Source organism: Hydrogenophaga flava NBRC 102514, assembly GCF_001571145.1.
Lineage (GTDB): Bacteria > Pseudomonadota > Gammaproteobacteria > Burkholderiales > Burkholderiaceae_C > Hydrogenophaga > Hydrogenophaga flava.
Genome location: NZ_BCTF01000021.1, coordinates 57,996 through 82,809 on the forward strand (window position 1 = coordinate 57,996; position 24,814 = coordinate 82,809).

The window sequence follows — 24,814 nt, forward strand, 5'->3', positions numbered from 1 at the left end:
CCGGGTGCCCCTGCCTTCCCGCCGCACCGTGCAGCGGGGCTTCGGCCTGCTGCAGGTGATGCTGCTCATCGCGGTGCTGGGCGGCCTGGCGACCATGGGGTACCTGGAGTGGCGCGAGCGCACCGCTGTTGAAAACGCGCGGCTCGAACGCCTGCACCTGTCGCAGGCCGACCAGGCGCTGCAGACCTTCGCCACCGTGGCACGCCGCCTGCCGTGTCCCGACACCGACCGCGATGGTGTGGAAGACTGCGGCGGCACCGAACAGAAGGGCTGGCTGCCCGCCACCACGCTGCGCATGGCCGGTGCCGATCCGGGCGTGGACATCGGCCAGATCCGCTACCTGGTGCAGCGCGGCGCGGGCGACTTCGACCTGACGGTGCTGGACGACGCCTGGCGACCGCTCGAATACGACGACGACGGCGCCACCTTCTTCGCCATGCGCGATGCGCCGCCGTACCAGGAAAACATCCGCACCCTGGCCGACTTCTGCCAGCGCCTGCAGGCCGGCGCCGACACCGCGCTGGCCGCCGGCATGGCGCAGGTGAACGCGGCCCCCGCGCGCGCCGTGGCCTACGCCCTGGCCCACCCGGGCGACGAGGACACCGACGGCGACGGCTCGCTGTTCGACGGCGCCAACACCGGGGCCACCAGCGTGCTGGAGGACCCGCAGCGTGCACCGCTGCTGGCCACCTACGACGACATCGTGCTCGACCGCCCCTTCGGTGCGCTGCAGACCGCCTTCCACTGCAACGTGCTGGTCGACTCCATCAACACGGTGGCGCTGGCGCACGACATCTCCAGCTCGGTCGACGAGATGAAGGAGGAGAACATCGAGTCGGCCGAGCGCGCCATCATCTTCGCCTCCATCGGCGCCGCCATCACCGCGGTGGAAACCGCGGGTGTGGTGCTGGAGGGCATCAGCGACGCGGGCAACGCGGCCGGCGAGTGGGCGGCATGCATTGCTTCCCTGGGCATCCTGGCCAACGCCTGTGCGGCTGCGGGCATCCACACCACGTCGGCGGCGCTCACGGCCGGCGTGATCGTGGCCAACGTGGCCTCCATCGCGGCCAACGTGACGGCGGCCGTGCTGGCTGGCAATGCGCTCGCGCTGGCCGACAGCGATGTCGATGCCTCGTCGCTGAGTTGCTCCGTGCCAGATTTGACAGACCAGCTCAACCAGGCACAGGGCGAGCTCAACGATGCCATCGCCGACCGCCAGGCCATCGTGAACGAGATCGCGGCCAAGCAGATCGAGCTGAGCAACGCGATCGCGGCGCGCAACCAGGCCATTGCCAGCCTGCGGTTCTGGGTGCGCTGGGGCTACCCCTGGTCCAGCATCGACGGCCGGGTCGACACGCTGCTGTCGTCGGCCGCCACCTGGGGCACCGCCAACAACAGCTACTCCGACGCGACGACCCAGGTGGCGCTCTACCAGGACGCGGTGACCAACTGGACCGCCACCCGCGACGACTACGCCAACATGATCGCCAACCGCACGTCGATGATCGGCCAGCTGCAGTCGGAGATCGCGGCGCTGGACACGCAGATCGCACCGCTGAGTCAACAGGTGACTTCGCTGAACCAACAGATCAGCGCCACATCCGACCCGGACTTGATTGCTTCCTTGACCGCGCAGCGAGATGCGGTGCAGACCCAACTGACTCCGCTGCAAACGGAGCGCCTGGAGAAAACCGCGCGTCTGTCGCTGCTGCAGGATGCGACCGCTCTGCAGAACGAATACGACGACGCAGTCACCGAGCTGGCGACAGCACAGTCCAACCTGGCCGCCGCGCAGGCGGCGCAGACCGCCGCCCTGACCTCGATCAACTCGGCCCAGTCGTCCTACGCCAGCAACTACAACAGCCTGCAGAACCCGGGCCGCTACCAGCTGCAGGTGCTGCCCAGCGTCGTCTGGGCCTGTTCCACCACCGCCATCAACGTCTGCCAACCCGGGGACATCAACACCTACTCGGCAATCCAGACCGCGCTCAACGACCTGTTCGGTCCGGCCACCAACGTGGCACTGGCCCCGGGGCCGAGCAGCCGCTACTTCCGGCCTGAGCAGATCCAGAGCGAGATTGACGAACTCAACCGTTCGTTGGCCGCTGCCGACCGCCGCATCGACGCGGCGCAGGACTCCTACGACTCGCTGGCGGCCCAGGTGGCCAACCCGCCGCCCTGCAACATCACCGGCTCCGGCGTCACGCCGATGCCGCCCGATGCCGCAGAGAGCATCCTGATCAACGTGGACATCAAGGGGGGCACGCGATGAGGCGGCCACCATTCAGACAACGCGGTTTCTCCCTGGTGGAGATGGGTGTGGCCCTGGTGGCCATCGGCATCATCGGCGTCATGGCCTGGCGCTGGGTGGCGACCACCCAGGCGCCGATGGACCGTACTGACATGCAGCGCCAGCTCAACGAGGCCCAGGCCAGCGTGGAAGGCTTCCTGCTGGCGAACCACCGCCTGCCGTGCCCGGCCGCTGGCACCGACGGCGTCGAGGCCTGCAGCAGCACGACCGCGGTGCGCTTTCCCTGGCGCACGCTGGGCATGGACAGCGAACTGGCGGCGCTGCACTACGGCGCCAACCGCGGCGGCGGTGCCGACCTGGCGGCCCTGCCGGCGGCCCAGGACTGGCCCGACTTCGGCCTCACCTTCACCGAGGTGCCGGTGTTCCCGGCGCTCAGCCCCGTGCCGGCCGATGTGACCGCCGCAGGCACCCGTGTCAACGCTTCCTACGCCGACGCGGTCGCCCTGCGCCCGGTGGTCAACGGCCTGGACTGGTGTGCCGTGGTGCGGCGCCTGGCGGCCAACAGCGGGGCCACGGGTGTGCTGCGCGCCGGCGCCACCGGCGGCAGCGTGCCGGTGGGCTTCGTGATCGCCCACCCGGGCGCGAACCGCCAGTTCGAAGGCAACAACGCCGAAGGGGCCAGCGCCAGCTTCCGCTTCGACCTGCCGGGCCGTTCGCAGGACCTCAACTACGACGACCTCATGCTCGCCGTCGGCCCGGGCGACCTGTCGGCCCGCCTGGGCTGTGCGGTGCGCCTGAGCGAGATGCAGGTGGCCATGCAGTCGAGCTACGCGGCCTACGACACTGCGCGCGTGATGCAGCAGTACTGGTCCCTGCTGCGCTTCGACATCGACCAGGCCGAGTCCGCGGTGGACGGCGCCGAGTCGGGCGTGGCCCTGGCCGCCATGGGCCTGGCGCTGGCCACCACCAGCGCGGTGCTCAGCATCGCCTCGGCGGCCAACACCGAAGGCGTGACCGCCTTCATCGTGGTGATGGCCGCGGTCAACGTGGCCGCGTCGATTGCCGAGACCGTGCTGGCCGCACAGGACCTGACCGCGGCCCAGGAAGACCTGCAGGCCGCACGCGACAAGCTGGTGGCGGGCAACGCCTACGCCATCCACGTCTACAACAGCCTGGCCGACGCGCTGGACAACGCGGTGGTGCTCGACCGGAAGGGACTCAACCCATGATGAAGCGCCACCAGGCGGGTTTTTCGCTCGTCGAGCTTTCCGTCGCGCTGCTGGCGCTGGGCATGGTGCTGCTTGGCGCGGTGGTGTACTGGCAGTTCCAGGAACGCCAGCGGGTCGGTACCGCGCAGATGGACGCACAGCTGCAGGCGCGCGACGCCCTGGTGGGGTTTGCCCACGCCCAGCACCGCCTGCCGTGCCCGGCCGTCGACGCCAACGGGGTCGAGTCCTGCGCGGCGGGCGCCGGCCTGCGCCAGGTGGGCTATGTGCCCTGGCAGACCCTGGGCCTGCCGCGCCCGGAAGCGGGCCGCCTGCGCTACGGCGTGTACCGCGAGGCCTCGGCCACCGCGGCCGGCGACCGCGACCTGGCGGTGGCGCTGGACCGCATGAACCCGCTGCGCGCGCTGACGCCGAACCCGCGCCCGCAGAACGGCGACGGCCCCAACCCCAACATGCCACCCATCCCGTCGCTGGCCACTGTCCAGCTCGGCGCGACCGAGGCCACCACCGGCACCGACCCGTTGAACGCCGCCTGCAGCGCCGCCAACAGCCCGCCCTGTCCGGTGGGCGGTGCCCAGTCGGTCAACCAGATCGACCTGTGCCTGGCGCTGAACACCACGACCGACGCCTTCGCCGGGCCGGCCGGGCGGCTGGCGGTGTCGGCCTCCGGTGCGCGCCGGGCCGTGGCTTTCGTCATCGCGGCGCCGGGCATGCTGGACGCCGACGGCAACGGCCTGTCCTTCGACGGCCTGAACGCCAGCGTCAGCGATGCCGACCCGACCTTCGCCGCGCCGCGCACGCCCATCAGCGACGCCTACGACGACCAGGTGATCGCCATGAGCGCCGCCGAGCTGTTTTCCGAACTGCGCTGTGGCGGCGCGCTCTCCGCCGCCTCGCACGCCCACTTCAACGCCGCCACCGGCGCGCTGGTGATGGAGCGTGCGATGTACGACTACCGCGACCAGCTCTATGTGGCGATCAAACTGGCCGAGGCGGATGTGGCCGCATCGGCGGCGGGCATCGCGGGCGCCATCTCGGCGGACCTGGATGCGGCCAAGGAGATGCTCTCGGCCGTGGGCGACACCACGATGAGCGCGGGTGCTCGCTCGTTCCAGATCGGTCTGGCCGCGGCCGGCATCGTGGCGGCGGTGGCGGGTTCGGTGGCGGCGGCGGCCTCGATGGTGCTGTCGGTGGAGTCGCTGGACGCAGCAGAGCAGGACCACGCCGACTTCGCCGCGCGCACCACGGCCGCGACCGAGCTTTCCATTTCCGTGAACCGCAATGCCCTGCGGGCGGACGCCATCGGCTTCTGAACGCGGCGGACCCCGAGGTGAACCCCATGAACAAACCTTCCTTCTCCGCCCGCCGGCCGGGCCTGGCCCGGCAGCGCGGCTTCACCCTGATCGAACTGGGCGTGGCCCTGCTGGTCATCGGCCTGATGCTGGGGGCGGTGGCGGTGGGGCGCGATCTGCAGCGCAATGCGTCCTACCAGCGGCTGTCCACCGACTTCGTGCAGGGCTGGCAACTGGCCTACGAGGCCTACGTCACTGGCGTGGGCTACCCGCCGGGCGACAACCCCACCGACCCGACCGGCCGCATCAACGGCAACACCGCCCCGGCGGGCACCGCGCTGTGCGGCAACGACCTGATCAACGCCTTCCTGGCCGCCGGTGTGCGCCTGCCCGAGGGTCGCACCGAGGGCCAGCAGGACCGCTACGCCTACCTCGACAGCAACGGCAACCCGCAGGAGGTGCGGGTCTGCTTCCAGAGCGTGAACTGGGCCGAGCCCGGCGCCAGCGTGGGCACCTACGTGACCCGCACGCGCAACGTGATGACGCTGCAGAACGTGACCTACTCGCTGGTGTCGCTGCTGGACCAGCAGGTGGACGGCAAGGGCGACGCCCGCTTCGGCAAGCTGCGCGACATCTCGCTGGCGAATTCGATCGCCGTGACCACCGGCCAGATCTGGCCCCTGGACGACCGCATGGCCTTCGGCAGCACGACGCCGACCTCGCTGGACGAATCGCAGGTGGCGGTGACCACGGCGTACTTCCAGATGCTGCGCTGAGGCCGGCACCGGCCTCGCGGCACAAGCCGCTCGCGGCTGCTGTCAGGTCTGGGCGTCGCGGTGCGCCCGGGCCTGTTCGGCGATGGCCCCGCGCGCCTCGGGCGCCAGCCGGTCCAGGTTCTTCATCTGCATGGCCATGCGCGGGTTCTGCCGCAGCATGGTCTCGTGCCGCATCAAAAAGTCCCAGTACAGCGTGGTGAAGGGGCAGGCCTTCGGTCCGGTGCTCTGCGCTGGGTCGAAGCGGCAGCCGCCGCAGTGGTTGCTCATGCGCTGGATGTATTTGCCGGTGGCCACATAGGGCTTGCTGCCCAGCAGGCCACCGTCGCCGTACTGGCTCATGCCCAGGGTGTTGGGCAGCTCCACCCATTCCACCGCGTCCACGTAGACGCTGAGGTACCACTCGTGAACTGCTTGCGGCCGCACGCCCAGCAGCAGCGCGTACAGGCCCGTGACCATCAGGCGCTGGATGTGGTGGGCGTAGCCGTGCGCCAGGGTCTGCGTGATGGCTTCGCGCAGGCAGGCCATCTCGGTCTCGCCGGTCCAGTACCAGGCCGGCAGTGGGGCTTGTGCGTCCAGCGCGTTGCGGTCCAGGTAGCCGGGCATCTGCGTCCAGTAGATGCCGCGCACGTACTCGCGCCAGCCCAGGATCTGGCGGATGAAACCTTCCACCGCGGCCAGCGGCGCATGGCCGCTGCGGTGCGCCGCTTCGGCCGCGGCCACCACCTCGCGCGGGTTCAGCAGCTTGAGGTTGAGCGCGGCGCTGAGCTGCGAATGCCAGAGCCAGACCTCGCCGGCCCACATCGCATCCTCGAACTGGCCGAACCGCGGCAGGCGAAGCTGGATGAAGTCGTCCAGCGCACGCAGCGCGTCGGCGCGGGTGACGGGCCAGGCGAAGTGGTCCAGCGAGCCTGGATGGTCGGCGAAGCGCGTATTGACCAGGTCGATGACCTCGCGCGTGGTGACATCGGGTTCGATGAAGAACGGCGGCGGCACGTTCTGCGGGCCGGCCTTGCCGAAGCTCTCGCGGTTGTCGGCGTCGAAATTCCACTGGCCGCCCACCGGCTGCTGGCCGTCCATCAGCACGCCGTGTTTCTTGCGCAGCTCGCGGTACCAGTATTCGAGGCGCAGCTGCTTGCGGCCCTGGGCGTGGGCGGCGAACTCGCGCACGGTGCTGAAGAAGTGTGTGTCGTCGCGCAGCTCCAGTGGCAGGCCGGCCTGCGCCGCCACGCCGCGCAGGGCCTGCAGCACGCGCCAGTCGCCGGGGGCGGTGAGGATTAGACCTTGGGGCCGCAGGTCGGCGATGGCGCGCTGCAGTTCACCCGCCAGCGTGCCGGTGTTGTCGGCGTCGTCGAGCCGCGCGTAGCGCAGCGGCAGGTGGCGCTCGCTCAGCTCGGCGGCGAAGTGCCGCATCGCACTCAGGAAGATCGCGATGCGCGGCTTGGCCGACCAGACGTGGGTGGACTCTTGCGCCACTTCGGCCATCCACACCAGGTCCCGCGCGGGGTCGAAGCCGTCGAACGCGGTGCTGTCGTGGTCCAGCTGGTCGCCCAGCACGATGACCAGGTGGCGGATGGGCGCGGCCGGCATCTCAGGCATTCGGCGGCGCGGTGTTCTTGCGCGCCCGGCAGGCGTCGGAACAGTACTTCACGTCGTCCCAGTTCTTTGCCCAGGCCTTGCGCCAGCTCATGGGCCGGCCGCAGACCACACAGGGTTTGCTGGGCAGGTGGGCCTTGTTGCCTTTGAAGTCGTTGTGCACGCGCCGGTTCTACCGCATCCGGCAAAACCGCTTGGGGCCGGGGGTCAGCCGTGCTGCGCCAGTGCCTTCGCAATCTTCCCGCGCTTGACCGTCGGCCGCGGCACCTGGCAGGGCAGGTGCTCGAACCAGCGGCGCACGTCGTCGTCCACGCACAGTCCGTGCATGTAGTTGTAGATCGCCTTGCGCAGGCCCTGGCCCAGCAGGTCGTGGTCCACGCCGGGTGGCATGGACGTGGGGTCGGTGAAGCCGATGTCGTTCTTCGCGAACGTCACTTCGGGCAGCGGGATCAGTTCGACGCCGTAGGCCGCCGGGTCCATGCCGACGGGGGAGTGCACGGTGCAGGAAAAGCGGTGGAAGAAGCCGCTCTGGATGCAGCCGTTCTCGAACAGCTGGCGCACGTATTCGAGTGCGTCCACCGTGTCCTGCAGGGTCTGGGTGGGGAAGCCGTACATCAGGTAGGCGTGCACCAGGATGCCGGCGTCGGTGAAGCCCTTGGTGACGCGCGCCACCTGCTCGACGCTCACGCCCTTTTTCATGAGTTGCAGCAGGCGGTCGCTGGCCACTTCGAGGCCGCCGCTCATGGCGATGCAGCCGCTTTGCGCCAGCAGCTCGCTCAGCTCGGGCGTGAAGGTTTTTTCAAAGCGGATGTTGCCCCACCAGCTGATCTGCAGGTCGCGGCGGATCAGTTCCTCGGCCAGGGCCTTGAGCGCCTTGGGCGGCGCGGCCTCGTCGACAAAGTGGAAGCCGGTCTGGCCGGTCTCGTGGACGATCTTCTCGATGCGGTCGGCCAGGGTGGACGCGGTCGCGGTTTCATAGCGGCCGATGTAGTCCAGGCTCACGTCGCAGAAGCTGCACTTTTTCCAGTAGCAGCCGTGCGCCACAGTCAGCTTGTTCCAGCGCCCGTCGCTCCACAGCCGGTGCATGGGGTTGAGCATGTCCAGCAGGCTCAGGTAGCGGTCGATGGGCAGGCCGTCCCAGGTGGGCGTGCCCACGTCCTCGAACGGGATGTCGGGCTCGGCCAGGTTGACGTACTTCACCTCGCCGTTCTCGCGCAGGAAGGTGCGCTGAAGGCGCTGCTTGCCGCGCTCGCCGTGCAGGTGTTCGATCAGCGAGAGCACGGGCCGCTCGCCCGCGTCCAGCGTCACGTAGTCCACAAAATCGAACACACGAGGGTCTTTCAGCTCGCGCAGTTCGGTGTTGACGAAGCCGCCGCCCAGGCCGATGCGGATGTGCGGGTTCTGCGCCTTGATGGTCTGCGCGATGCGCAGCGCGGCGTACATGGCACCGGGGAAGGGCACCGACAGCAGCACCAGCGTGGGCTGGTGGCGGTGGATGGTCGCCAGGGTCAGGTCGTGCAGCAGCCGGTCGACCAATGAGGGCGGCGCGGCCAGGGCATTGGCCAATGGGTCGAAGCTGGGCTGGCTGCTGGCCAGCGACTCGGCGTAGCGCACGAACTCGAAACGTTCGTCGGCCGCGTCGCGGATCACGTCCGACAGGTCGTTGAGGTAGAGCGTGCACAGGTGGCGCGCCTTGTCCTGCACGCCGAGGGCGCCGAAGGCCCAGCCCAGCGGGTCGCCACTGCCGTCATCCACATAGTTGTCCAGAGCGGAAAAACGCGGCCCCTCGGGCAGCAGGCCACGCGCGGCGATGCGGTAGGCCAGGGTCGAATCACGCCCCTGCAGGTAAGCAATGACCGGGCCGATGGTGGCCCGGTAGGCCTCGAACTGGTCGAGGAAGTTGTGCACGCTGGCCGTGCGCAGCGCCTCGGGTTGCGCCAGGGCGCAGCCGCGCAACGCCTCCAGTCCGGCCGGTGTGAACAGCTGGAGCACCAGCGCCAGCGCCAGGTCTTCCTGCACCGCGTCGATGCCGCGCGAGCGCAGGAAGCCGGTGAGGTAGGCGGTGGAGGGGTAGGGCGTGTTGAGCTGCGTCATCGGCGGGATGAGGCTCAGCACGCGGAAGGCAGCTGCTGTCATCCCCCGATTGTGCCGACAAGGGCCGGTCGGGCGGGCTTGGGGGTCAACACTCCACGATGTTCACCGCCAGCCCGCCGCGGGCGGTCTCCTTGTATTTGGTCTTCATGTCGGCCCCGGTCTCGCGCATGGTCTTGATGACCTTGTCCAGGCTGACGTGGTGCGTGCCGTCGCCGCGCAGCGCCATGCGCGCGGCGTTGATGGCCTTGACCGAGGCGATGGCGTTGCGCTCGATGCAGGGGATCTGCACCAGGCCGCCGACCGGGTCGCAGGTCAGGCCCAGGTGGTGTTCCATGCCGATCTCGGCGGCGTTCTCCACCTGTTCGGGCGTGCCGCCCAGCACCGCGCACAGCGCACCGGCGGCCATGGAGCAGGCCACGCCCACCTCGCCCTGGCAGCCCACCTCGGCGCCGCTGATGCTGGCGTTTTCCTTGTAGAGGATGCCGATGGCCGCAGCCGTGAGCAGGAAGTCGACCACGCCGTCGTCGTTCGCGCCGGGCACGAAGCGCCGGTAGTAGTGCAGCACCGCAGGCACGATGCCGGCCGCGCCGTTGGTGGGCGCGGTCACCACGCGACCACCGGCGGCGTTCTCTTCGTTGACCGCGAGCGCGTAGAGGTTGACCCAGTCGAGCACGGCGAGCGGGTCGGTCAGCGCCTTCTCGGGGTGGCCGGTGAGGTCGCGGTAGAGGGCGGGCGCGCGGCGCCGCACCTTGAAGCCGCCGGGCAGCACGCCGTCGGTGCTGCAGCCGCGCTGCACGCAGGCCTGCATCACGTCCCAGATGCGCAGCAGGCCGACGCGGATTTCTTCGTCGCTGCGCCAGTGGCGCTCGTTGGCGCGCATCACGCCCGCGATGGACAGGCCGTGTTCGCGGCAGCGCTGCAGCAGCTCGTCGCCGGTGCGAAACGGGATCGGCAGTTGTGTGATGTCGGGTGCGATCACCTTCTGCCGCTGGCCGTCGGCCATGACCTCCTCGCTCACCACAAAGCCACCACCCACCGAATAGAAGGTGCGCTCGGACAGCACCGCGCCCGCTGCGTCCCACGCCGTCAGGCGCATGCCGTTGGCGTGCAGCGGCAGGGCCTGGCGGTGCAGGGTCAGGTCCTCGCGGTCGGCCCAGTCGATGGTGTGCGTGCCCATGAGCGGCATGCGCCCCTGTTCGCGGATGGCGCGCACGGTGGGTTCTACCGATTCGATGGGCACCGACTCCGGCTCGTGGCCGCACAGCCCGAGCAGCACGGCCTTGTCGCTGCCATGGCCGCGGCCGGTGGCGCCCAGCGAGCCGTACAGGCCCACCTGCACCCGCGCCACGGCAGGCAGCAGGCCGGCGGTCTCCAGCCCGTGCGCGAACAGGCGCGCCGCGCGCATGGGGCCGACCGTGTGCGAGCTGCTGGGCCCGATGCCGATCTTGAACAGGTCGAAAGCCGATACCGCCATGCGTGTCTCCTGGTTGTTGTTGTGGTGGTGTTGTGTGTGCGTCAGGCCAGCGCGGGCCGGGCCACGCCGCGACCCGAGCGCGCATCTTCCCACTGCGCCACGTGCCCGGCCAGCTGGTGCGCGGTGATGGCCGAGAGCGTCCAGCCCAGGTGGCCGTGGCCGGTGTTGTAGAACACGTTGGGCAGGCGGCCGGGGCCGACGCGGGGCAGCATGTCCGGCATCATGGGCCGCAGACCGGCCCAGGGCTCGACGCGGCGCGTGCTTACGCCTGGGAAGCACTGGTTGACCCAGTCCACCAGCGGCTTGATGCGGTCGGCCCGGATGTCGCGGTTGAAGCCGTTGAACTCGGCCGTGCCGGCCACGCGGAAACGGTCCACACCCAGGCGGCTGGTGACCAGCTTGGTCTCGTCGTCCAGCAGGCTGACGTTGGGCGCGGCGGCCTGGCTGGCCTCGTCGTTCAGCATCACCGTGATCGAATAGCCCTTGACCGGGTACACATTGAGCCGGTCACCCAGCTGCGCGCCAATGGCGCGGCTGTGCACGCCGGCACAGACCACCACGGCGTCCGCGCTCACCACCTGGCCGTCGTCCAGGGTGACGTGGGCGGTTTTGCCGGTGCTCTGCACACGCGCCACGGCGCGGCCGGTCAGCAGGCGCACGCCACGGCGTTCGCAGGCCTGGCTCATGCCGTGGGTGTACTTGTGGATGTCACCGGTGGAATCGCTCTCGGTGTAGTAGCCACCGTAGTAGCTGCCGGCCAGCGTGGGTTCGATGGCGCGCATCTCGTCGGGGGTGACGGCGCAGCGCGGCAGACCGCCCGCGGCCAGCAGCTTGGAGACCTCGCCCGCGTGGTCGAAGCCGGCCTTGTCGCGGTAGATGTGCAGGATGCCCTGCTTCTTCAGGTCGAAATCGATGCCCTCGGCCTGCGCCCAGCCGAACAGGTGCTCGCGCGCGGCAATCGCCAGCTTCGCGGTGGCGATGGTGTTCTCGCGGTACTTGGGAATGGCGGCCGCGAACTCGGCGAACCAGCTCAGCTTGTGCCAGCTCGGCTTGGGGTTGACCAGCAGCGGCGCGTCGGCCTTGAGCATCCACTTGATGCCCTTGAGCAGGGTGGACGGGTGGGTCCAGGTTTCGGCGTTGGATGCCGACAGTTGCCCGCCGTTGGCATGGCTGGTTTCCATGCCCGCGTAGCGGTGCTGTTCGATCAGGGTGACCTGGTGACCTTCGCGGGACAGGGCGTAGGCGCTGGTGACGCCGGTGATGCCGCCGCCGATGACGATGATGTGCGTGGACTGAGCCATGGGAATCTCTCTGGAAAGGCCGTCAAACAGGGATGGGCACGGCCCGCACACCGTGTGCGGACCATGACCCCCTCTGTTTGTGACCTGAGAGATTCACCCGCCGGGTGGGCGGACTTGCTCCTGCGGTGGGCCGGGGGACGAATCCCGGCCACTCTTCAGAGTGTTGCGCTGAGTGCGCGCTGAACGCCGATCGGTCCTTTTGCCTGAGAGTTTCCGGGGCGGTTGCTCCTTCGGCGCCGGTTCCCCTGTGGGGCCGGTCTCTCCCGATCAGCGGAAGAAGGCGCTTATTGTGCCTGCAGACCGATGGATTTGACGATGGCCCTGAACTGTTGGGTGCCATCGGCATACGCCTTGTCGGCCTCGGCCAGCGTCTGCGGTTTGGGCAGCAGCTGGCTGTTGGCTTCCAGCGCGGCGTGCACCGCCGGGTCGCCCAGGGTGCCGGTGATGGCTTTGTGCAGCGCAGCCACGACAGGTTCGGGCGTGTCGCGCTTGACGAAGTAGCCGGTCCAGATCTTGAACGTGAAGTCCTTGAGCTGCTTGCTTTCGCTGATCGCGGGGTACTGCTTCACGCTCTCCAGCCGTTCGCTGTTGAGCATGGCCAGCACCTTCACGCGGCCCTGCTTCTGCATCTCGTCGTACTTCTTGCCGTAGGGCGCAAGGAAGAAGTCCACCTGGCCGGCCATCAGGTCCTGCTCGGCCGGGGCGGCGCCCTTGTAGGGCACGTGCACCATCGGAATGCCGGTGACCTTGGACAGGTGCTCGCCCAGCAGGTGGTAGAACGAACCGGGGCCGACGCTGGCGAAGGTCAGCGGCTTGCCGTCCTTGGCGGCCTTGCGCGCGTGTTCGACGAACTCGTCCACGCTGTTCACCGGCAGGTCTTTCTTTGCGAGGAAGGCGATCTGTGCGGTGGCGATCATCTGCACCAGGCGGAAGTCCTCGCTCTTGAACTTGATGGACGAGATCGCCAGCGGCGCCAGGATCAGCTCGTTCGGCGAACCCTGGAAGAGGGTGTAGCCGTCGCTCGGTCCGTTGAGCACCTTGGCCGCGGCAATCGAGCCGCTGGCGCCGCCCAGGTTTTCCACGATCACCGGCTGGCCCAGCTGCTTGCCCAGGGTGTTGTTGACCGAGCGCGCGATCACGTCCGACAGGCCGCCCGCGGGGTAGGGCACCATCAGCGTGACCGGCTTGGACGGAAAGGTCTGGGCCGCGGCGGTGCTGGCCAGGCCCAGGGTGGCCAGCGCGGTGGCGGCCAGAGCGAAGTGGATGCGGATGCGGGCGTTCATGGGCGTGTCTCCTGTCGTGGTTCTCAAGGGGTGGGGGAAAGCAGCTCGTTGACCAGGGCGATCCAGTAGGCCGCGCCGGGGGCGATGTTGTGATCGTTGAAGTCGTAGGCCGGGTTGTGCACCATGCAGGCGCCGGGTTCGCCGTCGGCGCCGTTGCCGATGAAGAGGTAGCTGCCCGGCACACGTTCGAGCATGAAGGCGAAGTCTTCGCTGCCGCTGACCATCGGGCCCTGCGGGTTGATCTGGTCGGCTGGGAAGTGCTTGCGCGCCACCGCCAGCGCGCGGGCGGTCTGCTGATCGTCGTTGACCAGCACCGCGTAGCCGGCGCGCCAGGCGATCTCGGCGCACACGCCGAAGCTCTGGGCTTGCAGCTGCACCAGTTCGCGGATGCGCTGCTCCACACTGCGCCGCACCTGCGGGTCCAGCGTGCGCACGCTGATCTCCAGCCGCGCCTCGGCCGGGATCACGTTGTTGGCCTCGCCGGCGTGGATCGCGCCCACGGTGACCACGGCCGGCTGCAGCGGGTCGACGTGGCGCGAGACCACGGTCTGCAGCGCCATCACCAGCGAGGCTGCGGCCACCACCACGTCGGTCGCCTTGTGCGGCATGGCGCCGTGGCCGCCGTGGCCGTGCAGGGTGACGGTGGCGTAGTCGGACGAGGCCATGGCCGGGCCGCTGCGGAACACCAGCTGGCCTTGCGGGATGCCCGGCATGTTGTGCATGGCGAAGACGGCGTCGCAGGGGAAACGGTCGAACAGACCGTCCTCCATCATCTTCAGCGCACCGCCGCCGCCTTCTTCGGCCGGCTGGAAGACCAGGTTCAGCGTGCCGTCGAAGCGGCCGTGCTGCGCCAGGTGGTGCGCGGCGGCCAGCAGCATGGCGGTGTGGCCGTCGTGGCCGCAGGCGTGCATCACGCCGTGTGCGCAGCTGGCCCAGGCCGCGCCCGTGGCCTCGGCAATCGGCAGCGCGTCCATGTCGGCGCGCAGGCCGAGGGTTCGGTTCGATGTTCCGCGCTTCAGTTGCCCGACCACGCCGGTGCCGCCCAGGCCGGTGGTGACCTCGTAGCCCCAGGCGCCCAGCTGGGCCGCCACCAGCGCGGCGGTGCGGCGCTCGCTGAAGGCCAGTTCCGGGTGGCGGTGGATGTCGCGGCGGACGGCTATGAATTGTTCGACGGCGGCGTCACTGAGGCGATCCATGCAAAGCGCTCCTGGAACATGAACTTTGTTGCATGTTAGGAAGCGCCTGAATTAAAGTCCAATGCATTGATATGCAATGATCAATGACTTTTGATGGAGATTGGGGATGACCCTTGTGCAGCTGAAGCACTTTGTGGTGCTGGCGGAGGCGGGATCGTTCGTGCAGGCGTCGAAGGTGCTCTACCTGACGCAGCCCGCGCTGACGCGCAGCATCCAGGGGTTGGAGGACGAGCTGGGCGGCCGCCTGTTCGACCGGCTGGGCCGGCGCATCGCGCTCACCCCGTTCGGCCAGGAGGCGCTGCACCGGGCGCGCCGCCTGGTGGCCGACGCCGAGGCGCTCAAGCAGACCGGCAAGGGCCTGCACGCGGGGCTTATCGGCACGCTGCGCATCGGCCTGAGCTCGGGACCGGGCGCGCTGCTGTCGGTGCCGCTGATGCTGCACTTGGGTGAGCACCACCCGAAGCTGCAGCTGCAGATCTCGCGCGGCAACACCAGTGTGCTGGTCGACGCGCTGCGCGAGCAGCAGCTGGACGCAGCGGTGCTGGACGTGCGCTCGGTGCGGCCCGCGGCCGACCTCGCCATCGCGCAGGTGTTCGAGCTGGCGGCGGGCTTCCTGGTGCGGCCGGACCACCCGCTGGTGCAGCTCGGGCGGCCGGCGACCATCGGGGACGTGCTGGCCTACCCCATCGCCTCCACGCCGCTGAGCGACGAGGTGGCGCGCATTCTGATTGGCCGCTACGGCCCGCAGGCCAACCCCGACGACATGGTGACCCTGCGCAGCGACGAGACGCTGACCATCGTCGAGGTGGCGCGCCAGAGCCAGGCCATCGTGCTGACCGCCCATGCGGCCGCGCCGGGGCTGGTGCCGCTGCGCATGTCGCCCGCGCTGGACGCCACCGCGCGTTTCGGACTGGTCACGCTCAGTCAGCGGCAGGAGGCGCCGGCGCTGCGCATCCTGCGCGAGTGGCTGGCGGGCTGGGTGGTCCAGAATGGGGCCGCATGAAACTCACGGCTTTGCTGATCGCGATCGAGGTGGGTGGCACGGTGGCCTTCGCCATGTCCGGGTTGATCGAGGCCATGCGCAAGCGCATGGACGTGGTCGGCGTGTTCTCGGTCGCCTTCGTCAGCGCCTTCGGCGGCGGCACCGTGCGCGACCTGCTGCTGGACCGCCGCCCGCTGTTCTGGGTCGAGCACGAGGCCTATCTCTGGCTGGTGTTTGCCATGGTGATCAGCGCGCCCTGGTGGCTCAAGGCGGTGCTCAAGGACGCGGGCGCGCGGCTGATGGAGTGGGCCGACGCCTTCGGCCTCGGGCTGTTCGCGATCTCGGGCACCAGCATTGCCGTGGCAGCCGGGATGTCGCCGGGCGTGAGCGTGCTGATGGGCGCCACCACCGCCATCGTGGGCGGCGTCGCGCGCGACGTGCTGTGCAACGAGGTGCCCAAGGTCTACCAGGACCACCGGCCTTACGCGCTGTGTGCGGTGGCGGGCAGCGTCGCCTTTCTAGGGCTGGTGGCGCTGGGCCTGGGTTCCGAGCTGGCGAGCCTGGTGGGCATCGCCCTGGCCACCGGCAGCCGCCTGCTGGCTGTCGCCCTCGACTGGCAGCTGCCCGGCTGGCGCCTGCCGCAAAAATGAAAAACGCCGGTGAGGGCAGGCCCCACCGGCGTCTGTTCGAACTCGACGGCGTTCAAGCCCGGGTGCTTACTCGGATTCCTGGATCACGCGGCCATGACCGGGTTGGATCGGGCGGGCGTTGGCGTTGAAGATGCGGCGGAACGCCTTGATCTGTTCTTCGCCCAGCCGCACGGGCTCCTTGAGCACCATCCAGTTCACGCCTTCGGAGCACGGAGGCGTGGTCAGCGAGCCGGTGTAGTGGTAGTAGGCCTTGTTGGCCGGCAGCAGGGCACCCAGGTTCAGCTGCAGATCGTCCACCGTGATGTGTTCGCCCTTGCGCGGCAGGTGGTTGAACACGGGGGCGTAAGCGGCGTTGGTCTTACCCGGCTGGATCAGCACACCGATCACGCCCAGCTGACCCGCGGTATTCTTGTGGACGAAATGCGCCACCATCGCGGCGCGCTTGCCATTGACCGCCTCTTCGCTGGGGGTGTGGAAGTGGAACTGCAGCAGCTCGTAGGTCTGATCGCCGACGGTCAGCGTCTGCCCGGCGGGAACATTGACCTGGATCGTGTGACCGTTGTTGGTGAGGTTCGGTGAGACCGGGTTGTAGGCGAACTGAAGCGCAGGCAATGCCGCCTTGACCGCCTGGCGAATGTCGATGGGGCTTTGCAGCTGCCCCTTGCCACAGGCTTCAAACGCGGGCTCGAGCTCGGCCCAGTGCGCAGGGCCTTCATGGCCCCGTTCGTAGTTCCAGTGCCTGTGTGTTCCGTCGGCGTGGGACGACAACGAAAAAAAGGCCATGGCCAGGCACGCAAGGGGCTTGGCGGCGATGCGGATTCGGTGGTGTGCAGACATGTGATGTGAGAGAAGGGATGCCGCGGGGGCGGGAGTGCGTGCACGACTGGGCACGCACTCCGAGTCTTGGACCCTCTTCTTAGAGGGAACTTAATCCGCGCAGGCACCGCTCCTTTTCACGCCAGCTCGCTCACCGGCACGCAGCTGCAGAACAGGTTGCGGTCGCCGTAGACGTTGTCCACGCGACCCACCGAGGGCCAGTACTTGGTGTTGAGCGCCGTGCCCTGGGCGGCCACCGCCACGTCGCGAGGGTAGGGATGCGGCCACTCGCCCTTGAGCACGCTGGCCGCGGTGTGCGGGGCGTTCTTCAGCGGGTTGTCGTCCTGCGGCCACTCGCCTTTTTCCACGCGGCGGATTTCCTCGCGGATCGCGATCATCGCGTCGATGAAGCGGTCCAGCTCCTCGCGCGTCTCGCTCTCGGTCGGTTCGACCATCAGCGTGTTGGCGACCGGGAAGGACAGCGTGGGGGCGTGGAAGCCGTAGTCCATCAGGCGTTTGGCCACGTCCTCGGCCATCACGCCGCAGGTCTCCTTGAAGCCGCGCAGGTCCAGGATGCACTCGTGCGCCACATGGCCGTTGGCCGAGGCGTAGAGCGTGGGGTAGTGGTCGGCCAGGCGCTTGCTGATGTAGTTGGCCGAGAGGATGGCCGCTTCGGTCGCGTGCTTGAGGCCGTCGGCGCCCATCATGCGGATGTACATCCAGCTGATGGGCAGCACGGCCGCGTTGCCCAGGGGCGCGGCGCTGACCGCGCCCACTGCATGCTGGGACTCGGGCGTTCCACACACACCACCCGGTTCCTTGCCACGGCCATGGCCGGGCAGGAAGGGCACGAGGTCGGCCACCACGCAGACCGGGCCGACGCCCGGGCCGCCGCCGCCGTGCGGGATGCAGAAGGTCTTGTGCAGGTTCAGGTGGCTCACGTCGCCGCCGAACTCGCCCGGTGCGGCCACGCCGACCAGGGCGTTCATGTTGGCGCCGTCCACGTACACGCGGCCGCCGTGCTGGTGCACCAGGGCACAGAGTTCCTTGACGGTGGTCTCGAACACGCCGTGCGTCGAGGGGTAGGTGATCATCACCGCCGCCAGGTTGGCGCTGTGCTGCTCGCACTTGGCCTTCAGGTCGGCCATGTCCACGTTGCCGTTCTCGTCGCACTTGGTCACCACCACCTGCAGGCCCACCATCTGGGCGCTGGCCGGGTTGGTGCCGTGGGCGGACGAGGGGATCAGGCAGATGTTGCGGTGGCTCTCGCCGCGCGAGGCGTGCCAGCCCTGAATGGCCAGCAGGCCGGCGTATTCGCCCTGCGAACCGGCGTTGGGTTGCAGGCTGATGCCGGCATAACCCGTGGCCTGGCAGAGCCATGCGCGCAGCTGCTCGTCCAGTTCCTGGTAGCCCGCCAGCTGGTCGGCGGGGGCGAAGGGGTGCACGCCCGCGAATTCCGGCCAGGTGATGGGGATCATCTCGCTGGTGGCGTTGAGCTTCATGGTGCAGGAGCCCAGCGGGATCATGCTGCGGTCCAGCGCCAGGTCCTTGTCGGACAGCGCGCGGATGTAGCGCAGCATGCCGGTCTCAGAGTGGTGGCTGTCGAACACCGGGTGCGTGAGGTAGGCGCTGGTGCGGCGCAGCTCGGCCGGGATCAGCGGCTCCACGCCCTTCTCGAAGGCGTCGAACGAGGGCAGGGCCTGGCCGTCGGCCGCGAACGCCGACCACAGCAGGGCGATGTCGTCGCGCGTGGTGGTTTCGTCCAGCGAAATGCTGACGAACTGGCCCCAGGACAGGCGCAGGTTGGCGCCCTTGGACAGGGCCTTGGCCACGATGGCTGTTGCCTGGGCGGCGTCGGCGGCCTTCACGGTCAGCGTGTCGAAGGCCGATTCGCTCGTGAGCGTGTGGCCCAGCTGCTGCAGGCCGGCGGCCAGCACGGCGGTGTAGGCGGCCACGCGCTGCGCGATGCGCTTGAGCCCCTGCGGGCCGTGGTAGACCGCGTACATGCTGGCCACGACGGCCGGCAGCACCTGCGCCGTGCAGATGTTGGAGGTGGCCTTCTCGCGGCGGATGTGCTGCTCGCGCGTCTGCAGCGCCAGGCGGTAGGCCGGGTTGCCGTGCGTGTCCACGCTCACCCCGACCAGACGGCCGGGCAGCGAGCGCTTGTACTCGTCGCGGCAGGCCATGTAGGCGGCGTGCGGGCCGCCCGCACCCATGGGCATGCCGAAGCGCTGCGTGGTGCCGACCACGATGTCGGCGTCGAACTCGCCCGGGGGCACCAGCAGGGTCAGCGCCAGCAGGTCGGCCGCCACGATGAAGGCCGCCTGCTTGCCGTGCACGGCCTGCACGTCGGCGCGCAGGTCGTCGATGCGGCCGCTGGTGGACGGGTACTGCGCCAGCACGGCGAAGTAGTCGTCGCCCTTGAGCGCCTCGGCCCATTCGGGCGCCGAGTTGGCCAGCTTCACCGTCAGGCCCAGCGGCTTGGCGCGGGTCTGAATCACCTCGATGGTCTGCGGGTGCGCGTCGCCGGCCACCACGATGGTGTTGCCTTTGGCCTTGACCGAGCGCTTGGCCAGTGTCATGGCTTCGGCGGCGGCGGTGGCTTCATCCAGCATGGACGCGTTGGCAATCGCCATGCCGGTCAGGTCGGTCACCATGGTCTGGAAGTTGACCAGCGCTTCCATGCGGCCCTGCGAGATCTCGGCCTGGTAGGGCGTGTATGCGGTGTACCAGGCGGGGTTCTCCAGGATGTTGCGCAGGATGACGCCCGGCGTGTGCGTGCCGTAGTAGCCCTGGCCGATGAAGCTTTTGAACACCTTGTTCTTGGCAGCAATGGCCTTGAGTTCGGCCAGCGCCGCGGCTTCGATGGCAGCGGGCGGCAGGTCCATGCCGGCGCTGCGAGCGATGCTGCGCGGCACGATGGAGTCGATCAGCGCGCGGCGCGAGGCCTCGCCGATGACCGACAGCATGTGGGCTTCATCGGCTTCGCTGATGCCGATGTGGCGGGCGATGAACTCGCTGGCGTTTTCGAGTTCACCCAGGGGTTTGACGGACGGCATCAGCATGGCGGCAGGCTCCGGGCAGCAGGGAATCAGGCGTTGGCCGAAAAGGCGGTGTAGGCGGTCTCGTCCAGCAGGGCGTCCAGCTGCGAGGCGTCGCTCAGCTTGACCTTGAAGAACCAGCCGGCGCCCAGCGGGTCGCTGTTGGCCAGGGACGGGTCGGCGCGCAGGGCCTCGTTCACCTCGGTGACTTCGCCGCTGATGGGCATGTACACGTCGGCGGCGGCCTTGACCGACTCGACCACACCGGCCACGTCCTTCTGGGCGAAGGTCTTGCCCACTTCGGGCAGGTCCACGAACACCACGTCGCCCAGCGCATCCTGCGCGTGGTGGGTGATGCCGACGGTGGCGGTGTCGCCGTCAACGGTGATCCATTCGTGGTCTTCGGTGTATTTGGTGGTCATGGTGGGCTCCGGTGAAAAGATGAAACAGGTGGAAGGACTCAGCCGCGGTAGTAGCGGTTCGGGACGAAAGGCAGGGACGCGACCTCCATCGGCACGGCCTTGCCGCGCACGATGGCGTTCACGCATGTTCCGACGGCGGCGCATTCAGGGCTGACGTAGCCCATGGCGACCGGCTTGTCGGCGCTGGGGCCGAGCAGGCCGCTGGTGACTTCGCCGATCTTTGCGCCGTCCAGGCTCTGCAGCTCGACGTGTTCGCGCACGGGCACGCGCTCCAGCGCGACCAGGCCCACGCGCTTGCGCGTCAGGGGCTGGGTGCCGTCCAGCTGGGCCAGCACCACGTCGGCGCCCGGGAATCCGCCGGCGCGTTCGCCGCCGGTGCGGCGCACCTTCTGCATGGCCCAGTTCAGGGCGGCTTCGACCGGTGTGGTCGTGGTGTCGATGTCGTTGCCGTAAAGGCACAGGCCGGCTTCCAGCCGCAGCGAGTTGCGGGCGCCCAGGCCGATGGGCTTGACCTCGGGCTGCGCCAGCAGGGCGCGGGCGAAGGCCTCGGCGCTGTCGGCGGGCACCGAGATCTCGAAGCCGTCTTCGCCGGTGTAGCCGCTGCGGGTGACGTACAGGTCGGCGCCGTTCCAGTTGAATCCGTGGCCGGTCATGAACACCAGGTTCTCGACGCCGGGCAGCAGGCGCTGCAGCGCGCTCACGGCCACCGGTCCCTGCAGGGCCAGCAGGGCGCGGTCGAACTGCGGGGTGACGGTGCAGCGGCTGCCGATGCGGGCCTGGATATGGGCCAGATCGCCGTGCTTGCAGGCGCCGTTGACGATCACATAGAGGTGGTCGCCGCGGTTGACGAACATCAGGTCGTCGATGATGCCGCCCTGGTCGTTGAGCAGAAGGCCGTAGCGCTGCTTGTTCACGCCCAGGCCGATCACGTCCACAGGCATCAGGCTCTCGAACGCGGCCGCCGCATCGGGGCCGGACAGCAGCAGCTGGCCCATGTGGGAGACGTCGAACAGGCCGGCCGAGCGGCGCGTGTGGTGGTGTTCGGCCATCAGGCCTTCGGGGTACTGCACCGGCATGGAATAGCCGGCAAACGGCACCATGCGAGCACCGAGTTCGATGTGCAGGGCGTTCAGCGGGGTCTGGAGCAGGGCGGTGGCGTCGGAAGGCGTGGACATGGGGCGGACTCTTGAAGCTGGGGCAGATGCCATGGCACGGGGCCACAGCGACGACACGGTGCATCCGTGTGCTGCCCCCCTGTCCGCTTTACCTGAGAGATTCGCACGGGCGATGCCGCACTTGCTCCTTCGGTGGATGGCCGCTGGGGCCACCTCTCTCCAGTGGGGGACACCGGCCTTGCGGCTGGTGGTCATCAGTCCTTTTGCCTGAGCGTTCAGGGCCGTTGCAACGACCGCCTGCGCCTTCGGCGGCTCCACGGGGGAGCGCTCTCCTGATCGCGCGAGTTTACTGGAATCAAGGTCGCAAAACCGCGCGCCGGTGGCCCGGGCTCGGGTTACGGCGCAGCTTCCAGCAATCCGGCCGGCAGCAGTTTGGCCAGGCGCTCGCTGATGCCGTCGGCACGTTCGCTGCCCGCCAGCGCCTCCACGTCGGCGATCAGGGCGCGGCCCACGGCCAGCATGGCCTCGGGGTCGCGTGCCTCGCGCAGGGCGTCCCGGTAGCGGTTGGCCAGCGCCTTGTCGCGCGGGGCAAACAGGCGCTCGCTCAGATCGAACAGGAACATGCGCGCGGTGGCCAGCGACCGGGTGCCGGCGAACTGCTCGCCATGCGAGGAAGGGGGCGTGGTCTGCGGTGGCGACACAGGCGCAGGCGACGCAGCGTTGCCGGACGCATGCCGCACCAGATAGCCCTGGGCCAGCAACTGGTCGATCAGGCGGCGGCCATCGCCCTGGAACAGCTCGGCCATTTTTGATTCGCTCTGCTGGCCATCGGCCACCAGCAGAAGGGCACGCTCGCGCTGTCCCAGGCTGCGGTGGCCCGGGCGCAGTTCAAGGCGACCTTTTTCGGTCTTGATCAGCATGGTTCACTCCAACGACGAGCGGGCACTGTGCCGCTGTTTCATGTCGTTGTCGTGAAACCCCTGCGGGGTGAAAATGGCTTCAGCCGACGATCCGCTCGGGGCCGGGGAGATGCTGCCTGCGCCGCCAGCGCAGCCACAGCGTGCGCACCACCAGCACCAGCGCCAGCAGCATCATCGGATGGGCCGGTGACGAGTAGCGCGGGATGTTGTGGCTGAGGAAGGCGTAGAACATCAGCAGACCCACGGGCAGCACGGTCACCGCCACCCACTGCGCGTGGCGCCGGAACAGGCCGTAGCAGAACACGCCGAACAGGGCGACGCCGGCGAACAGGTTGAGCAGCTCGCCGATGGCGTCTTGCGTCTCGAGCGACACCAGCGGCACCTCGACCTTCTTGAAGCTCCAGAAGCCGTGCCAGAAGAAAGGCACCGTCATCGCCACGTGGCGCCAGGGCCGTGCCTTGAGCATGGCCATCGCCTCGCCCTTCATCTCGTCGCCCACGGCCTGGTCGGGGAAGGGGTGGCCCGCCTCGCGCTTGCGGAACACCCGCTGGTTGTATTGCGCGGCCAGGTTGTAGTGGAAGCTGATGGCCTGCTCGGGCAGCCCCTCGTAGGCGGCGCGGCGGTCGGACTCCCAGAAGGTGGAGAGGTGGCGGTTGATGCGCTGCCAGCGGCCGCCGCGTTCGAAGTCGCCCGGCCTCTCACCCAGGTGGGTGCCGGCCACGGCGCGCCGGTACAGCGTGGGGCTGTGGTCGTAGACCAGGCCGAGCACCTCTTCGTTGCTCATGTTGTTCATGTGGGCGCGGCCCCAGAGGATCAGGCCACCGCGCTCGTTGATGCGCAGGTTGTCGAAGTGCACGTAGTTGCGCGCCAGCCAGGGCGAGAGGGTGAGCAGGAACGCAAACCCCATCACCAGCCCCCACACGATCACCTGCGAGAAGGCAAACCGGTCGGGGCGCCGGGCGATCAGCAGGGCCGCCATCAGCAACGGCACGGCCACGACCCCGATGTAGGCGAACGAGGCCTTGCCCAGGGCCAGCAAACCCATCAGCATGCCCGAGCCGAAGAACCAGCCCAGCGACTGCTGCTGCACCGACCGCAGCAGGCCGTAGGTGCCCCAGATCATCAGGGTGGCGGCGGACAGCTCGGTGTACAGGGTGTCGATGTAGGTGCCGCCGTGGAAGAAGATCTGGAAGCTCAGGCCCGTGGCCACGGCGCCTGCCAGGTTGCTGCCGCCCAGCCGCCGCGTCAGCGCCCAGATGCCCGCTAGGCCAAGGAACACCCAGAGCAGGTTGCTCATCTTGACGGTGCGGGTGAGGTCGCCCGACCGGAAGTCGGCCATGGGCCGGTCCACTGCGTCGGGCACGGCCAGCTTCAGGTGCAGCGCCACCACCAGCGGGTCCAGCGGCTCGCGGAAGTTGGTGGGCCGGGGGTGGGGGCTGTTGTTGTTGTCCAGCGAGAAGGTGCCGTGCTTGAACAGGTTCACCGCCATCAGCATGTTCTGGATGCCGTCGCCGACGATCGGGTCGCTGGAGATGCGGTCCGAGGCCTTCCAGGTCTGGCCCAGGCACACCACCAGCGGAAGCAGCCAACCGCGGGCCACGGCCTGCCACAGGCCCTGGTGCCACCGCGGGCGCTCGCGGCGCATCCAGCCCAGGGCCAGTTCCGCGGCCAGCCAGGCCAGGCCCGCGAACAGGGCCACACCCAGCGCCACCGGCCAGATCTGGCGCGTGGGCGGGCTGATGACCTGCTTGGGCAGCCGGTACACGAAGTGGGGGTCGGCACCGGTGACCCGGAAGCGGATCATCTCGGGCTCCACCGCCACCACGTCGAGGTCGCTCATGCCCTGTATGGCCTCGCGCAGTTCAGGGCCCTGCAGGGTGAGCACGCCCCAGCGGCTTCGGAGTTCCAGCGCGCCGAAATCCACCTGGCCGGGCAGGGTGGTCGGGTCCATGCGGACCTGGGTCACCTTGCGCAGCGTGTTCACGTTGACCGTGTGCCGCTGCCACTCGCCCGCCCGCGTCGAGCGGGTGTAGTTCAGCCGCTCGCTGAAGTTGCCCTGGTCGTCGGCCAGGTAGAGCTGGTAGGGGCCGGGGCGCTCGACCCGCAGGTCAAAAACAATCTGGAGATCGCGGCTGAGCCTGGCCTGCAGAAAGACCAGGAGGACGGCGAGAAAGGCGACCGCCAGCGACCGGAGGGCCACTTTGCGCGGGGATTGACCTGTTGGCTCGCTGGAGAGCGCCTGATGCATGCAAGACCACCCGTTTTGTTTGTTGTGTCCCCTGGCGGTGCCTGCCGGCCCGATTCGGGATCTGCTCTGGTGCCCTTCGGAGCGTGGGGTCTGCCGAGGAGATACAAAACTTAAGGATGATAAGTTGGGTCACT

The 24,814-nt window shown here is 68.8% G+C and carries 19 protein-coding genes and 4 riboswitches; of the genes, 6 read left to right on the forward strand and 13 right to left on the reverse strand.

Annotated features, from left to right (window positions below; all coding sequences use genetic code 11):
- The first annotated feature begins 4 nt into the window (after positions 1-4).
- The 4 genes from HFL01S_RS17820 to HFL01S_RS17835 are packed head-to-tail and all read left to right on the forward strand — an operon-like array spanning position 5 to position 5,545.
- Positions 5-2,272, forward strand: coding sequence for a coiled-coil domain-containing protein (locus tag HFL01S_RS17820; protein ID WP_245644850.1), 2,268 nt, complete (start codon positions 5-7; stop codon positions 2,270-2,272).
- 41 nt (positions 2,273-2,313) lie between these two features.
- Positions 2,314-3,480 (forward strand): prepilin-type cleavage/methylation domain-containing protein, encoded by a 1,167-nt coding sequence (locus HFL01S_RS17825; protein ID WP_245644853.1) that lies wholly within the window; start codon positions 2,314-2,316, stop codon positions 3,478-3,480.
- Positions 3,477-4,790 (forward strand): type II secretion system protein, encoded by a 1,314-nt coding sequence (locus HFL01S_RS17830; protein WP_084383465.1) that lies wholly within the window; start codon positions 3,477-3,479, stop codon positions 4,788-4,790. Before HFL01S_RS17825 ends, HFL01S_RS17830 begins: the two co-directional genes overlap by 4 nt.
- A gap of 26 nt (positions 4,791-4,816) precedes the next feature.
- Positions 4,817-5,545 (forward strand): type II secretion system protein, encoded by a 729-nt coding sequence (locus tag HFL01S_RS17835; protein ID WP_066261038.1) that lies wholly within the window; start codon positions 4,817-4,819, stop codon positions 5,543-5,545.
- 42 nt (positions 5,546-5,587) lie between these two features.
- On the opposite strand, the gene HFL01S_RS17840 is transcribed toward HFL01S_RS17835, so the two are convergent.
- The 7 genes from HFL01S_RS17840 to HFL01S_RS17865 form a co-directional block, all read right to left on the reverse strand.
- Positions 5,588-7,141 carry a cryptochrome/photolyase family protein gene (locus HFL01S_RS17840; protein WP_066261040.1) on the reverse strand — a complete coding sequence of 518 codons (1,554 nt, stop codon included), beginning with the start codon at positions 7,139-7,141 and terminating at the stop codon, positions 5,588-5,590.
- On the reverse strand, positions 7,134-7,301 hold the full coding sequence (locus tag HFL01S_RS24775; RefSeq protein ID WP_084383467.1) for a DUF2256 domain-containing protein: 168 nt from the start codon (positions 7,299-7,301) through the stop codon (positions 7,134-7,136). The genes HFL01S_RS17840 and HFL01S_RS24775 overlap by 8 nt, the downstream gene beginning before the upstream one ends.
- Positions 7,302-7,345: 44 nt before the next feature.
- Entirely contained in the window at positions 7,346-9,274 is a 1,929-nt protein-coding gene (locus tag HFL01S_RS17845) for a B12-binding domain-containing radical SAM protein (protein ID WP_066261042.1), read from the reverse strand.
- A 43-nt stretch (positions 9,275-9,317) separates the two neighbouring features.
- Positions 9,318-10,706 carry an L-serine ammonia-lyase gene (locus HFL01S_RS17850; RefSeq protein WP_066261043.1) on the reverse strand — a complete coding sequence of 463 codons (1,389 nt, stop codon included), beginning with the start codon at positions 10,704-10,706 and terminating at the stop codon, positions 9,318-9,320.
- A 41-nt stretch (positions 10,707-10,747) separates the two neighbouring features.
- Entirely contained in the window at positions 10,748-12,007 is a 1,260-nt protein-coding gene (locus HFL01S_RS17855) for a D-amino acid dehydrogenase (protein ID WP_066261044.1), read from the reverse strand.
- A 63-nt stretch (positions 12,008-12,070) separates the two neighbouring features.
- Positions 12,071-12,176, reverse strand: a riboswitch (glycine riboswitch).
- 12 nt (positions 12,177-12,188) lie between these two features.
- Positions 12,189-12,283, reverse strand: a riboswitch (glycine riboswitch).
- Positions 12,284-12,291: 8 nt separating this feature from the next.
- Positions 12,292-13,290 (reverse strand): tripartite tricarboxylate transporter substrate binding protein, encoded by a 999-nt coding sequence (locus HFL01S_RS17860; RefSeq protein WP_066261046.1) that lies wholly within the window; start codon positions 13,288-13,290, stop codon positions 12,292-12,294.
- A gap of 23 nt (positions 13,291-13,313) precedes the next feature.
- Positions 13,314-14,486 carry a M20 aminoacylase family protein gene (locus tag HFL01S_RS17865; protein ID WP_066261048.1) on the reverse strand — a complete coding sequence of 391 codons (1,173 nt, stop codon included), beginning with the start codon at positions 14,484-14,486 and terminating at the stop codon, positions 13,314-13,316.
- Between the two features lie 106 nt (positions 14,487-14,592).
- Between HFL01S_RS17865 and HFL01S_RS17870 the strand changes: the two genes are divergently transcribed.
- A complete protein-coding gene (locus HFL01S_RS17870; RefSeq protein WP_066261051.1) occupies positions 14,593-15,489 on the forward strand; it encodes a LysR family transcriptional regulator in 897 nt (298 codons plus the stop codon).
- The gene (locus HFL01S_RS17875) at positions 15,486-16,118 is read left to right on the forward strand and encodes a trimeric intracellular cation channel family protein (protein ID WP_066261053.1); all 633 of its coding nucleotides are present in this window, start codon (positions 15,486-15,488) and stop codon (positions 16,116-16,118) included. Before HFL01S_RS17870 ends, HFL01S_RS17875 begins: the two co-directional genes overlap by 4 nt.
- Positions 16,119-16,184: 66 nt before the next feature.
- Here the strand turns inward: HFL01S_RS17875 and HFL01S_RS17880 are convergent, their stop codons facing one another.
- The 6 genes from HFL01S_RS17880 to HFL01S_RS17905 all read right to left on the reverse strand — a co-directional run bounded on the left by HFL01S_RS17880 (position 16,185) and on the right by HFL01S_RS17905 (position 24,680).
- Positions 16,185-16,955, reverse strand: a complete 771-nt coding sequence (locus tag HFL01S_RS17880) for a carbonic anhydrase (protein ID WP_066261055.1) — start codon at positions 16,953-16,955, stop codon at positions 16,185-16,187.
- Between the two features lie 116 nt (positions 16,956-17,071).
- Entirely contained in the window at positions 17,072-19,999 is a 2,928-nt protein-coding gene (gene gcvP / locus HFL01S_RS17885) for an aminomethyl-transferring glycine dehydrogenase (RefSeq protein ID WP_066261056.1), read from the reverse strand.
- Positions 20,000-20,025: 26 nt separating this feature from the next.
- Positions 20,026-20,397 (reverse strand): glycine cleavage system protein GcvH, encoded by a 372-nt coding sequence (gene gcvH / locus HFL01S_RS17890; RefSeq protein ID WP_066261058.1) that lies wholly within the window; start codon positions 20,395-20,397, stop codon positions 20,026-20,028.
- A 38-nt stretch (positions 20,398-20,435) separates the two neighbouring features.
- Positions 20,436-21,572 (reverse strand): glycine cleavage system aminomethyltransferase GcvT, encoded by a 1,137-nt coding sequence (gcvT, locus tag HFL01S_RS17895; protein ID WP_066261060.1) that lies wholly within the window; start codon positions 21,570-21,572, stop codon positions 20,436-20,438.
- A gap of 69 nt (positions 21,573-21,641) precedes the next feature.
- A riboswitch (glycine riboswitch) is annotated at positions 21,642-21,745 on the reverse strand.
- A 12-nt stretch (positions 21,746-21,757) separates the two neighbouring features.
- Positions 21,758-21,857, reverse strand: a riboswitch (glycine riboswitch).
- A gap of 50 nt (positions 21,858-21,907) precedes the next feature.
- Positions 21,908-22,432, reverse strand: a complete 525-nt coding sequence (locus HFL01S_RS17900) for a hypothetical protein (protein WP_066261063.1) — start codon at positions 22,430-22,432, stop codon at positions 21,908-21,910.
- Between the two features lie 79 nt (positions 22,433-22,511).
- Positions 22,512-24,680, reverse strand: a complete 2,169-nt coding sequence (locus tag HFL01S_RS17905; RefSeq protein WP_157538939.1) for an ArnT family glycosyltransferase — start codon at positions 24,678-24,680, stop codon at positions 22,512-22,514.
- Positions 24,681-24,814 lie beyond the last annotated feature (134 nt).